This is a genomic window from Streptomyces daghestanicus (assembly GCF_020521275.1).
GTDB lineage: Bacteria > Actinomycetota > Actinomycetes > Streptomycetales > Streptomycetaceae > Streptomyces > Streptomyces griseoviridis.
In genome coordinates this window covers 312,588-324,749 of sequence record NZ_BNDX01000018.1, presented here as the reverse complement: position 1 = coordinate 324,749, position 12,162 = coordinate 312,588, and the positions used below count along the sequence as shown (strand labels likewise).

At 75.7% G+C, this 12,162-nt stretch carries 14 protein-coding genes; 10 read left to right on the top strand and 4 right to left on the bottom strand.

The window, feature by feature from the left end; translation table 11 throughout:
• Nucleotides 1–4: 4 nt before the first annotated feature.
• On the bottom strand, nucleotides 5–310 hold the full coding sequence (locus tag Sdagh_RS33865; RefSeq protein WP_189414014.1) for an urease subunit gamma: 306 nt from the start codon (nucleotides 308–310) through the stop codon (nucleotides 5–7).
• Between the two features lie 53 nt (nucleotides 311–363).
• Nucleotides 364–1,254 carry an urea transporter gene (locus Sdagh_RS33860; RefSeq protein WP_190076441.1) on the bottom strand — a complete coding sequence of 297 codons (891 nt, stop codon included), beginning with the start codon at nucleotides 1,252–1,254 and terminating at the stop codon, nucleotides 364–366.
• Between the two features lie 187 nt (nucleotides 1,255–1,441).
• On the opposite strand from Sdagh_RS33860, the gene Sdagh_RS33855 reads away from it, so the two are divergent.
• The 5 genes from Sdagh_RS33855 (at nucleotide 1,442) to Sdagh_RS33835 (ending at nucleotide 6,120) form a co-directional block, all read left to right on the top strand.
• Nucleotides 1,442–1,954 carry a fluoride efflux transporter FluC gene (locus Sdagh_RS33855; protein WP_190076440.1) on the top strand — a complete coding sequence of 171 codons (513 nt, stop codon included), beginning with the start codon at nucleotides 1,442–1,444 and terminating at the stop codon, nucleotides 1,952–1,954.
• Nucleotides 1,951–2,325: a fluoride efflux transporter FluC gene (locus Sdagh_RS33850; RefSeq protein WP_190076439.1), complete on the top strand. Its 375-nt coding sequence runs from the start codon at nucleotides 1,951–1,953 to the stop codon at nucleotides 2,323–2,325. Before Sdagh_RS33855 ends, Sdagh_RS33850 begins: the two co-directional genes overlap by 4 nt.
• Nucleotides 2,319–4,268: an FUSC family protein gene (locus tag Sdagh_RS33845; RefSeq protein ID WP_190076438.1), complete on the top strand. Its 1,950-nt coding sequence runs from the start codon at nucleotides 2,319–2,321 to the stop codon at nucleotides 4,266–4,268. The genes Sdagh_RS33850 and Sdagh_RS33845 overlap by 7 nt, the downstream gene beginning before the upstream one ends.
• A 179-nt stretch (nucleotides 4,269–4,447) precedes the next feature.
• Nucleotides 4,448–5,101 (top strand): hypothetical protein, encoded by a 654-nt coding sequence (locus tag Sdagh_RS33840; RefSeq protein ID WP_189414004.1) that lies wholly within the window; start codon nucleotides 4,448–4,450, stop codon nucleotides 5,099–5,101.
• 152 nt (nucleotides 5,102–5,253) lie between these two features.
• On the top strand, nucleotides 5,254–6,120 hold the full coding sequence (locus Sdagh_RS33835) for a hypothetical protein (RefSeq protein WP_189414003.1): 867 nt from the start codon (nucleotides 5,254–5,256) through the stop codon (nucleotides 6,118–6,120).
• 100 nt (nucleotides 6,121–6,220) lie between these two features.
• Here Sdagh_RS33835 and Sdagh_RS33830 read toward each other — a convergent pair whose 3' ends face one another.
• Entirely contained in the window at nucleotides 6,221–6,895 is a 675-nt protein-coding gene (locus tag Sdagh_RS33830; RefSeq protein ID WP_226536136.1) for a TetR/AcrR family transcriptional regulator, read from the bottom strand.
• A gap of 119 nt (nucleotides 6,896–7,014) precedes the next feature.
• Between Sdagh_RS33830 and Sdagh_RS33825 the strand changes: the two genes are divergently transcribed.
• The 3 genes from Sdagh_RS33825 to Sdagh_RS33815 all read left to right on the top strand — a co-directional run bounded on the left by Sdagh_RS33825 (nucleotide 7,015) and on the right by Sdagh_RS33815 (nucleotide 9,620).
• The gene (locus Sdagh_RS33825; protein WP_190076437.1) at nucleotides 7,015–7,575 is read left to right on the top strand and encodes an NADPH-dependent FMN reductase; all 561 of its coding nucleotides are present in this window, start codon (nucleotides 7,015–7,017) and stop codon (nucleotides 7,573–7,575) included.
• Between the two features lie 170 nt (nucleotides 7,576–7,745).
• Entirely contained in the window at nucleotides 7,746–8,711 is a 966-nt protein-coding gene (locus tag Sdagh_RS33820) for an alpha/beta hydrolase (protein WP_189413997.1), read from the top strand.
• Between the two features lie 66 nt (nucleotides 8,712–8,777).
• Nucleotides 8,778–9,620 (top strand): helix-turn-helix transcriptional regulator, encoded by an 843-nt coding sequence (locus Sdagh_RS33815; protein WP_189413995.1) that lies wholly within the window; start codon nucleotides 8,778–8,780, stop codon nucleotides 9,618–9,620.
• Here the strand turns inward: Sdagh_RS33815 and Sdagh_RS33810 are convergent.
• Entirely contained in the window at nucleotides 9,617–10,561 is a 945-nt protein-coding gene (locus Sdagh_RS33810; protein WP_190076436.1) for a TerC family protein, read from the bottom strand. The genes Sdagh_RS33815 and Sdagh_RS33810 overlap by 4 nt on opposite strands.
• 199 nt (nucleotides 10,562–10,760) lie before the next feature.
• On the opposite strand from Sdagh_RS33810, the gene Sdagh_RS33805 reads away from it, so the two are divergent.
• Nucleotides 10,761–11,954 carry a polysaccharide pyruvyl transferase family protein gene (locus Sdagh_RS33805; protein WP_189413991.1) on the top strand — a complete coding sequence of 398 codons (1,194 nt, stop codon included), beginning with the start codon at nucleotides 10,761–10,763 and terminating at the stop codon, nucleotides 11,952–11,954.
• Nucleotides 11,954–12,154: a hypothetical protein gene (locus Sdagh_RS33800; protein WP_226536134.1), complete on the top strand. Its 201-nt coding sequence runs from the start codon at nucleotides 11,954–11,956 to the stop codon at nucleotides 12,152–12,154. Before Sdagh_RS33805 ends, Sdagh_RS33800 begins: the two co-directional genes overlap by 1 nt.
• Nucleotides 12,155–12,162 lie beyond the last annotated feature (8 nt).

Sequence of the window (12,162 nt, the reverse complement as noted above, 5' to 3'; positions counted from 1 at the left end):
GGGGTCAGCCCCCGACCGGGTCGTGGCAGGAGACGAGCTTGTTGCCGTCGTCGAAGGTCGCCTCCACCTGGAGGAGCGGCAGCATCTCGCGCACTCCCGGCATCGTGTCGTCCTCGGTGAGGACCTGTCGCCCGAGCTCCATGCAGTCGGCGACGCTCCTGCCGTCGCGGGCGGCCTCGAGGATGGCCTCGGTGATGAGCGCCACCGCCTCGCTGTAGTTGAGCTTGAGACCGCGGTCGTGCCGCTTGCGGGCCAGGTCGGCCACGACGTACACGAGCAGCTTGTCGATCTCGCGGGGGGCCAGGTTCATCGGGATGCCTTCCTCGGTAGCGGTTGCCCGCGCGGTGCTGGGCGGCCGGCGGCTCAGCCGTCCTCCGCGCGGGTGATGCGCGGCAGGAGCGGTACGGCCGCCAGCAGCGCCCAGGTGGTGATGTTGAACGGCCAGGTGAAGGTGTGGCTGCCGAACGCGTCGAAGAGCACGGAGAGCGAGGCGGTCAGACCGGTGCTCGCCGCGGCGGCCAGCACGGCGTAGGCGTGATTCCAGGCGGTGGCACGCAGCAGGACGACACCGAAGGCGAGGGCGGTCAGCACGGCGTTGTAGCCGTAGATGCCCTCGCCGATCAGCGCGGCGGGCGCGCCCAGGGCCCAGGCGACGAGGAGCCCGGTGACGCTGCCCACCGCGGCGAACAGGCCCACCCTCCAGCCCGCCAGGAACAGTCCGGCCAGCATGATCAGGCCGACGTACCAGGTACCGGCGAAGAAGATCTGCCCGATGTTGGTGAAGAAGCCCTGCCACAGGTCCGTCCAGCCGACGTCGGGCGAGGAGGAGGCGGCCGGAGTCACCGCCGTCCTCGGGGTCCCGTGCCAGACACGGTCGAAGGACGGGGCGCCCAGGACCATGACCAGCGACACGAGGCAGAAGGGCCCGGTGAACGCCTTGAGCCCGAAGGGGCCGAGCAGGTGACCGAGCGCGGCGGTGACCAGGGTGCACATGACGGCGGCGCACACGGCCATGACATAGGTCGAGGGGTGGTGTCCGAGGTACACGAGCATGGCGATGCCGCCGAGCACGCCGCAGTAGGTCATCAGCCCCTGGTCCAGCGTGTCGCGCGGGACGGCGAGCAGGCGGGCCGTGAGCGTCGACACGACGGCCCCGATGACGGCGAAGAGGCCCGTCTCCCAGCTCTCCACCCACAGGGCGACCGCGATGACCGCGGAGGCCGGCAGACTCGACTGGAAGTCGACCTGGCCCACGCCGCGCAGTGCGCCGAGCGCCGTTCCCCGCCATGCGCCCCCCGCTCCCGCGGGTGCGCCGGCGGGCGTCCTGCTTGTCGTCACAACCGTCCTCCGGAACACGGTGCCGCTGCGCCGATCGGGCTGATGTCCCTCCGTCCGTCCGCCGCCTACGACCGGCTCTGCGCCGACCACCTAGGGTGAACATATGGGACGTTTTGGTGACTTTCATCTCCAGTCGCACCCGGATCAGGCGAACGGCCGGACCTGGCCGGTGGTCGCCGCGGTGGCCGTCGGCGGTGCGGCGGGGGCCGCCCTGCGCCTCGGGGTGTCCGCCGCGTGGCCCAATGGCAGCGACGCGCGCCTGGTGTGGCGTACGGGCGAGGCGGCCTTCCCCTGGACCACCCTGCTGATCAACACCGTCGGCTGCTTCCTCATGGGCGTGCTGACGGTGGCGCTCAAGGAGCGGTTCACCAGGGCCCCCGCGCTGCTGAACCCCTTGCTGGGCACGGGTGTGCTGGGCGGTTTCACGACGTTCTCGTCGTACACGGACGATGTGCGGCGCCTGTTCGAGAACGGCCAGCCGGGTGCCGCGGCGGGCTGTCTGGTGTCGACCGTGGCCGGGGCCCTGGCCGGCGTCGCCCTCGGCGCGGCCCTGGCGCGCGCCGTCCTGACCGGGCCTCGCGGCACCGGTGACGGGGCCGGGAGCGTCGCCCCGTGAACACCGTGCTGCTGGTCCTGGCGGGCGGAGCCTGCGGGGCGGTCGCCCGCTATTCCATCGGGCTGGCGGCGGGCCCGCACCAGAGCCGCCCCTTCCACTGGGGGACCTTCCTCGCCAACATGGCCGCGTGTCTCGTGCTCGGGTTCCTGACCGAGGCGGGTGGGGACGACGCGCTGGGTGCCCCGGGGCAAGCGCTGCTGGCGACGGGTTTCTGCGGTGCCCTGTCCACCTGGTCGACGTTCTCCCACGAGGTGCTGGCCACCGCCGGCGGCCGGCGCACCGCCGCGGCCGCCGGGTACCTGCTGGTGACGGTCGCCGCCGGCCTGGCCCTGTCGTTCGCGGGCTCGGCCGTCGCCGCCGCCCTGTGGTGACGACCGCCGTCACCCACGCCCGGCGCCGGTGGCGCGAGGCGGTCTCCCGGCTGGACCGCGCCCGCGGGGCCAAGGCCCTGGTCGCCTACGGGACGTCCTTCGGGCTGGTCACGGCCTGGGCCGGCGTCCACAACGGCATCTTCGCCGCCATGGGCTGCTACATCGACGCCTACGGCGCCCGCGACCCCTACCCGCGCCGGGGCCCGCTGCTCGCGGTGCTGTCCGCCGGGTTCGCCGCGGCTTTCCTGGCGGGTTCGCTCGCCGCCGGCACGGTGTGGGCGATGGCCGGAGTCCTGTCGGTGTTCGCCGCCGTCGCCACGCTGTTCGTCCGCACGCTGCACCTGAGCGGTCCGGGAAGTTATTTCGTCGTGCTGGTGGCGGCGCTGACCGCGTTCCTGCCGCCGGCCGGCCTCGCGGACACGGCCTCGCGGACCGGTTTCCTACTGTTCGGCGCGGCCCTCTCCTGGGCCACCGCCATGTCGGGGCGGCTCGTCGCGCCCCACGCCCCCGAGGAAAGGGCGGTGGCGACCGCGCTGCGCGCCGTCGCCGACTTCGCGCGGTCGACGGCCGGGAACGGCGGCGCGCCTGACCGGACGGCGGCCGCCCAGCGCCGGGCCTACGGGGCGGTGCACGCCGCGTGGTCGTCCGTCGCGGACGCCAGGGGGCGTGCCGCGGGCCCTCCCCCGCCCCGGCTGCTCACGCTCTACGCCCTGGCGCTGCGGTCGGAGACCGTGCTGGACGCCGCGTCGGAGGCGGCACAGCGGCCGGACCGGCCGGTCCCCGCGGCCTGGCCCGCCGCCCTGCGCGAGGCGGCTGCCGCGGTGCGGTCCGGCCGGGACCCGGTGCGCCGGCCCGATGCGCGGGAGAGCGGATACGCCCCGCCGCCCCGCCCGGAGGACGTCTGCGCGCTCTCCCCGGGGCTGCTGCGCGCCGCGCGGGACCTGTGGCCCAGGCCCCTGCCGCCGCGCACCGGTCCGGGCACCGAGCTGCGCCGGCTGCTGTCGCTCTCGTCGCCCGCCCCGGCCGTCGCGCTGCGGGTGGGGCTCGCCGTGGCGGCCGGCACCGCGCTGGGGACCGTCCTGCCGGTCCTGCACCCGGCCTGGGTGGCGGTGGGCGCGGCCGCCGCGCTGCAGGGCGCCGACCGGCGGCCGCCCCGGCGGGCCGCGGCCCGGCTGACCGGCACGGTGGCCGGTGCCGGTGTCACCGCCGTCGCGTGCCACCTCCACGAACCGGGGCTGTGGGCGACGGTGGCCACGGCCACCGTGGTGCACGCGGTCTCCCGGGCCGTTCCGGCCGGTGCCCTCTTCACGCGCATGCTGCTGAACACCCCGGTGGCGCTGCTGCTGGTCGGGGCCGTCCTGCCGCCGGGCCGCAGTCTGGAGGAACTGGCCCTCTACCGCATGCTGGACCTCGCCCTGGGACTCACCGTCGGGCTGGCCGCCGCCGTGTCGGTGCCCGGGGTGCCGGCCCGCGCGGTGTCAGCGGCCGTCTCGGAGGCCGTGGCGGCGGCCGGGGCGGCCGTGTGCGAGCGGCTGCGCGGCGGGGGTGCCGACGCCCGCGCGGAGGGGCTCGCGTGGCAGCGCGCGGCGGTTCTGTGGGACATGTACGCGTCGGTGCCCGCCGAGGAGATCCGGCCGACCGGTACGGCGGACCGGCTGTGGCCGACGTTACTGACGGTGCGCCGCCTGCTCCCGCCGCGGCCGCCCGGCACCGGGCCGGCACGACCGGACCCGGGCGGCGGCGCGCTGGCCGGCGCGTACCTGCGGCACCTGGCGGACGCTGCCCGGCAGGGTCTGCCCGGCTCCCCGCCCCTGCGGTCGGTCACCGCCCGCCCGCCCGCGGCGCTGGCCGTCCGCCACCCGGAGCTGTACGACAGGCTGGAGGCGCTGGGGCGGGCGCTGCGGGGCGACGCCCTGACCTCCCCGGCCGCGCCGGGCGGCTGACCGCGGGACGGCGCGGGACGGTTCGCCCGCCTGCCCGGCCCGGCATGCGCCCGCGTGCGGGCAGCGGCACAGTGGGGCTGCGTCGTCGGTGACCGCGCGGAACGCGCGCGCCCGGCCGGTGGGCCCGGGCCCGGCGCGCCGACCGCGAAGAACTCACGTCGCGTCCCGCTGGAGGACCCATGCACGCCAAGCCGCTCGGCAGGATCGCCGGAGAGTTGCTGCACCGACGGCCGGGCGGCCGGCGTTCCGGGGACCCCGTCGGTCCGGACGCGTTCGGTCTGGACGCGGAGAAGGTCGGCGGGTTCACGGCGGGCACGCTGGACGGGCCGGCCGAGGCCCGCTTCGCGGAAGAGGTCGCCCTGGTCCTCCCGCTGAGCTGGTCACTGACTCCGCGCGCCGAGGAGCGGCTGAGCGAGGTCGGCCGGCACCTCGGGGGGCGGCGGCAACTGCTGGAGTGGCTCGACCGGCACCCCGGTCTGCCGCGGCTGACCGCGCGGCTCTTCGCGTTGATGGACAATCTGGACCACTTCTCCGAGCGTCCCCCCGTGATCGAGGCGGTCAGCGCCCTCCGCGACCGCGGCGCACCGCCGGCCGAGCTGCGGGACGTCCTGCCCCCGGAGACCACCGAGGAGACGCTCGCCGACGTCGCGCAGCGGATCGAGGAACTCCTCGGGCGCCAGGAGGCGCCCGAGGCGGCCCGGGTCGCCCTGGCGACGGCCGGATGGCTGCGGGGCGCCGGCGACGCGGCACCGGGTTCTCCGGAAGCCGCCGAGATGAGCGAGGTCATGTCCCGGCTGCGGACGGACATCGCCGAGGCCGCCGACGTCCCGTGAGGCGTCACCGGGTCCGGGCCGCGGCCGGCCGCGTTCACCCGTCCGACCGCGCTGCGCTGGTCGTGACGGCCGGGCGGTGGTGCGGTGGGAGCACGAAGGGACCGCCGGGCGCGCAGGCGCCGGGCCGTCATTCCCGTCCTCAGGAGGCACAGGTGACCACCCCCCGCACACCCCGGCCGGCGCGGGCCGCCCGCCCGGCCCGTCTCCTCGCCGCGGCCCTGGTGACCGGGGCCCTGTGCGCCACCGCGGCCTGCACCGGCGGGGACACCGGTTCCCCGTCCGCGTCGCGCGGCGGTGTCGGTCCCGGCCGGCAGGCCGCGGCCGCGCCGACCACCTCGCCCGCGAGCCCCTCGGCCTCCCCCGGCCTCACCGCGGCGGGCGCGCGTCTCGCGCTGATCACCGAGGCGGACATCGAGGACGCCTGGAACCAGGTGTCGCAGCGGACCGCCCGGTCCTGGCGGGACCGCCTGCTGGTCGGCAAGGTCGACATGGCGCAGTTCCTGACGGGCAGGGCCGACGCGGCCGACTGCCGGCGCCTGGCCGACTCGCTCTTCGACGAGACACTGCTGGGCCGCCCCTCCGGAGCGTCGGCGCTCACCGGCTTCCAGGAGGGCGACTCGCGGCTGCTGTACCAGGTCGCCGCCTACGACCGGGCCGCCCTCGACCGCTCGATGCGCCGGCTGCGGTCGCTGCCCCAGACCTGTGACCGGTTCACGCTGACCGGCGAGGACGGCGCGGAACGCACCGTCGAGGTGGTGGAGACGTCGCTGCCGCGCGTGGGCGACGCCCGGCAGGGCCTCACGGTGACGGTACGGGGCTCCGCCGACGGCGACCCGGTCACCCTCACCCTGTCGGTGGCGGTGGTGCGGGTCGGCACCGACGCGATCACGGTCACCCAGGGCGGCCTGGACGGCGCCGGGGCGAGCACCACCGAGGCGGCGGTCCGGCAGGGCACCCAGCGGCTCGAAACCGTTCTGGCCGGCCGTACGCCCACGCCGACCCCGCCGGTACTGGACTGACCGGCCCCACCGCTGCCCGCCGGGACCGGACCCGGCGCCCGCACGAGGGCGGACCGGCCGGACGGGGCCCGCCGGCGTCCGCGCCGGGCCGCCGCCGTGCTCACTCCGGCGGCGCGGTCCCGGTCGTCCGGGCCACCAGGTCCGTCCACGCCCGCTCCAGGCGCTCCAGCGGCTGCCCGCACTGCACGGTCAGATGGTGGATCAGCGCCGGGTCGAGGAAGGACAGCAGCGTGTGGGCGAGCAGTTCGCTGTCGGCGTCGGGCGCCGCCTGGCGCAGCAGCAGGGCGACGTGGGCGCGGTGGAAGCGGCGGGCCGGGACGGTGTAGCGGCGCTCGGGAGCGGGTTCGGCGGCCAGTTGCAGTTCCAGTTCCTCACCGGCGCGGCTCAGCATGGCGAGGCCGAAGGCGCGCAGCCGCTCGGCGGGCGGGGCGCCGGGCCCCAGCGGCGGCGGGCCGCTGAGCAGCGCGGCCTGGAACTTCTTCTCCGAGTGGTCCATCAGGGCCATCAGCAGGCCGGTGCGGTCGCCGAAACGGCGGAAGACGGTGCCCTTGCCCACCTGGGCCGCCGCGGCCACCGCCTCCATGGTGACGCCGGCGGCGCCGTGCTCGGCGACCAGCCGGGCGGCGGCCTCCAGCAGCCGGGCGCGGTTGCGGGCGGCGTCGGCGCGCAGGCACGGCTCGTCCGCCACCGGATCGAAACCCGACGGCAGCGTGTCGAGCAACTCCACGGGCAGCTGGGGGCGTGGTCCGGGCGGGGGCGGAAGGGTGGCGGACATGGCGTCAGCGTAGAGCATCGGGAAGAGAACTGGACCGTAGTCCGCTTAAGGTGCTACAACTTTAAACGGACCTCGGTCCGGTTCGTTTCCGCAGTGTTTCAGCGCCTGGAGTCATCACCATGTCTGTTCGCATCCTCGCCCTCGTCGGCAGCCTTCGCGCCGGTTCGCACAACCGCCAGCTCGCCGAGGCGGCCGGCAAGCTCGCCCCGGAGGGTGCCGACGTCCAGCTCTACGAGGGCCTCGCCGATGTCCCGTTCTACAACGAGGACATCGACGTCGAGGGCAGTGTCCCGGCCGCCGCCGTCCGGCTGCGGGAGGCCGCGCAGGCCGCCGACGCCTTCCTGATCCTGTCGCCCGAGTACAACGGCACCATGCCGGCCGTGCTGAAGAACGCCATCGACTGGCTGTCCCGCCCGTTCGGCGCCGGCGCCTTCGGCGGCAAGCCCGTCGCCGTGATCGGCACCGCCTTCGGCCAGTACGGCGGCGTGTGGGCGCAGGACGAGACCCGCAAGGCCGTGGGCATCGCCGGCGGCAAGGTGATCGAGGACCTGAAGCTGTCCATCCCCGGTTCGGTGACCCGCTTCGCCGGGACCCACCCGGTGGACGACTCCGAGGTCGCCGCCCAGCTGACCGAGGTCGTCGCGCGCCTGCACGCCCACGCGGGCGAGGCCGCCGCCTGACCCTCCGGGTGGTTCCGGGGCCGGAGTCCTACGGGGCTCCGGCCCCGCGGCGTCCCGGGCGCGTCGCCGCGGGAATCAGCACTCCGAGTCCGCGCACGGCACGGCCCGTGCGGGGCAGGGACGATGGTGGTGGGCCGCACTGCCGCAGCGGCCCGGTGTGGAGGAGCACGATGACCGAGGTCCCGCCCCCGTTCGACCCCGAACTCGCCGCCGCCCTGGAACAGCTCGGTCCGGACGCCGGTCCGGGTCTGGCGCCGGAAGACATCCCCGCGCGCCGCGCCACGGGCCGGGAGCTGGCCGCCGCGCTGGACCCGACGCGCGGCGGGGCGTTCGACGCGGCGGACCGGTGGGTGCCCGGCCCGCCCGGTGCCCCGGACCTCTCCCTGCTGGTCTGCCGGCCGGTCGCCCCGCCCGCGCCGGGGCCGCTGCCCGTCCTGTACCACGTGCACGGCGGCGGCCTGGTCCTCGGCACCAACCGGGCCGGTCTGGAGGAGCCGCTGACCTGGGCGGCGGAGCTGGGCGCGGTCGTGGTGTCGGTGGAGTACCGGCTGGCCCCGGAGCATCCGCACCCCGCCCCGGTGGAGGACGTCTACGCCGGGCTGCTGTGGACCGCCGGGCACGCGGCGGAGCTGGGCGCCGACCCGGCGCGGATCGTGGCGGTGGGCGCGAGCGCGGGCGGCGGGCTCTGTGCCGCGCTGGCGCTGCTCGCCCGGGACCGCGGCGGGCCCCGTCCGGCCGGCCAGCTGCTGATGTCCCCGATGCTCGACGACCGGGGCGACTCGGTCTCCGCCCGTCAGCTGGCGGGCCTCGGCACCTGGGACCGCTCGGCGAGCGCGACCGCGTGGCGGGCGCTGCTGGGCGAGCGGGCGGGCGGCCCCGGCGTCTCCCCGTACGCGGCGCCCGCCCGGGCCCGTGACCTGTCGGGGCTGCCCCCGGCCTTCCTGGACGTCGGGTCGGCGGAGACCTTCCGGGACGAGACCGTCGCCTACGCCTCCCGGCTGTGGGCGGCCGGCGGCGTCGCGGAACTGCATGTGTGGCCCGGCGGATACCACGGCTTCGACGCCCTCGCGCCGGACGCGGCCGTCTCCCGTTCGGCGCGCGCGGCCCGGCTGGACTGGCTGCGCCGCCTGCGCTGAGCGGTCCGCGCCGCCTGGGACCAGCGGTACCAGGTACCCGGCCGCCGGGCGGTGTTCACTGGGACCATGACGACGACGACCGAGTTCGGACGGGCCGTACGCCGCTGGCGCGACCGGGTCTCCCCCGCGTCGGCCGGGCTGCCGGCCGGCGGTCCCCGGCGCGCGGCCGGGCTGCGCCGGGAGGAACTGGCGCTGCTGGCCGGCATCTCCGTCGACTACGTCACCCGGCTGGAACAGGGCCGGGCGGCCCACCCCTCGGCGCAGGTCGTGGAGGCGCTGGCCCGCGCGCTGCGGCTGCCGCCGGACGAGCGGGCCCATCTGTACCGGCTGGCCGGACTGGTGCCGCCGGGCCCGGACACGGTCCCCCAGTACATCCCGCCGAGCGTGCGCCGGCTGCTGGACCGGCTGGCCGGCACCCCGGTCGCCGTGTTCGACGCGGCGTGGACGCTGCTGCTCGCCAACCAGCCGTACGCGGCGCTGATGGGCGACCCGTCCGGGCGGCGCGGGCACGAGCGCAACCACGTGTGGCGGCACTTCGCCGGCCCCGGCGGCCGGGCTCGGCAGAGCCCCGGGGAGCGGCGGGCGTTCGAGGAGGCGCTGGTCGCGGACCTGCGCACGACGGTGAGCCGGTACCCGGCCGACCTGGGGCTGCGGCGGCTGGTGGCGGACCTGCGCGCGGCGAGCGGACGCTTCGCCGAGCTGTGGGAGTCGGGGATCGTCGGCCGGCACGAGGCCGCCCGCAAGACGATCGGCCATCCCCGGGTGGGTCCGCTGGAGCTGGACTGCGACGTGCTCACGGTGGCGGGCGGTGATCTGCGGGTGATGGTGTACTCCGCCGAGCCGGGCACCGCCGACGCCGAGAAGCTCTCCCTGGTCACCGTGCTGGGCACGCAGACACCGACCGGCTAGGAGGCGTTCCGGGAGGCCCGCAGGCTGGTCAGTGTCGTGACGGCGAGGACGAGCACGATGAAGCCCAGGGAGAACGGGATGCCGATCTCCGGGACGCGCACCCCCGACTCGTGCAGGGCGTGCAGCACCAGCTTGACGCCGATGAAAGCGAGGATGACCGACAGGCCGTAGGAGAGGTGGACCAGCCGCCTGAGCAGGCCGCCGATGAGGAAGTAGAGCTGGCGCAGTCCCATGAGGGCGAAGGCGTTGGCGGTGAAGACGATGTACGGGTCCTGGGTGAGGCCGTAGATGGCGGGGATGGAGTCCAGGGCGAACAGGACGTCGGTGGTGCCGATCGCGAGCATCACGACCAGCATCGGGGTCATGACCCGCTTCCCGTCCCGCTCGATCCACAGCCTGGTGCCGTGGTAGCGGTCGGCCACGCCGAAGCGGCGCTCGGCCGCCTTCAGCAGCTTGTTCTCCTCGTACTCCTCCTCGTGCCCCTTCCCGCGGGCGTCCTGGATCAGTTTCCAGGCGGTCCAGATCAGGAAGGCGCCGAACAGGTAGAAGACCCAGGAGAAGGCGGAGATGATCGCCGCGCCGGCCGCGATGAACCCGGCGCGCAGCACGAGGGCGACCAGGACGCCGACCATGAGCACCCGCTGCTGGTACGGCGACGGCACGGCGAACTTCGACATGATCAGGACGAAGACGAAGAGGTTGTCGACGCTCAGCGACTTCTCGGTGAGGTACCCGGCGAAGAACTCCCCCGCCGGCCCGCCCCCGCCCCGCACCAGCAGTCCCACGCCGAACAGGCAGGCCAGGGCCACCCAGACGCCCGTCCAGATCCCGGCCTCCCGGATCGACACGTCGTGCGGTCTGCGGCCGATGAGGAAGTCGGCGGCGATCAGCACGCACAGGGCCGCGACGGTGAGCAGCCAGACGGTGAGGGAGACGTTCACGGGGGCTCCTGGGACCGGGGACGGGGCTGGGTCGGTGCCACTGCCGGTCATCCCTTCCCCACCCGGCCACCCATTCCCCCACAGAAGTGGTGTTTCCGGGCGGCACGCGCAGGCAACCCGGGTCCCTGCGCAGGCCCCGCCCGCCTGAGCACGACCCCGGCCGGCGGCTTGCCCGGCCCGATGTGAAGGGAGCACCCGGATGACTCTCGCACCTTCGCATCCGCCCTCCGCCCGGCCCGGCCCGCGCATCGGCGTGCTCGGCTCCTACGGCGGTTTCAACACCGGCGACGAGGCGATCCTGACCTGCGTCCTGGGCTGTCTGCGCGCCCACCGGCCGGACGCCCGCCTGGTCGTGTTCAGCCGCGACGCCGAGCACACCCGCGCCCACCACCACGAGGCCGACGAGGTGGTCGACTGGGAGGGCGTCAGCCGCAACCGCGTCCTGGACGTGCTGCCCGGTCTGGACCTGCTGGTGCTGGGCGGCGGCGGCATCCTCTTCGACGGGGAGGCCCGGCGCTATCTGCGGCTGGTGCGCGCCGCGCAGGACCGGCACGTACCGACCTTCGCCTACGCCATCGGCGCCGGGCCGCTGCGGGAGGCCGAGGACCGGGAGGCGGTCCGCACGGTGCTGGCCGGCATGGACGACGTGGTCGTCCGCGACGAGGAGTCGCGGCTGGTCCTGGAGGAGGTGGGCCTGGAACGGGAGGTCACCGTCACCGCCGACCCGGCGCTGCTGCTGCGCCCGGAGCCGTTCACCGACGCGATGATGCGCGACGAGGGCGTGCCCGCCGACGGCCGGCTGGTGGGGATGTCGGTACGGGAGCCCGGCCGGGCGGCGGAGAAACTCGACGAGAGCGACTACCACGCGCTGCTCGCCACGGTCGCGGACTTCCTGGTGCGGCGGCTGGACGCGCACGTGGTCTTCCTGCCGATGGAGCGGCACGACGTACGGCACGCGCACGCCGTGCTCTCCCACATGACGCAGCCCGACAAGGGCCGCATCCTGCACGGCACCTACAGCCCCGGGCAGGTCCTCGGCCTGATGCGCCACCTGGACCTGGCCGTCGGCATGCGGCTGCACTTCGTGATCTTCGCGGCGCTGACCGGCGTACCGGTGCTGCCGCTGCCGTACTCCGGCAAGGTCTTCGACTTCGCCCGCCGGCTCGGGGCGCCGGCGCTGGTGGGGGTGGCGCGGGAGCAGGCCGGGCTGCTGCTCGCGGAGGTGGACCGGCTCTGGGACGAGTATCCGCGCCGCGAGGGGGACCTCAGGGCCCGGATGCGGGAACTGACGGCGGCGTCCCGGGAGACCTGTGTGCGCTGCGGCACGCTGCTCGACGCGGTCGGCGCGCGCGGGGACGCCGCCGCGGCCGAGCCTCGGCCCCTGGAGGTGTGATGCCGGTCCTGCCCGAGCCCGCCGGGCACCACACCGTCACCCTGCCGCCGCGGTCCGCCCGGCACGGGGGCCGCTGCGACGTCCTGGTGGTCGGCGGCGGTCCGGCCGGGTCCGCCGCCGCCCTCGCCGCGGCCTGGGCGGGGTGGTGCTGGTCGAGCGGTGCGGGTTCCTCGGCGGCAACGCGACGGCGGCCCTGGTGACGACGGAC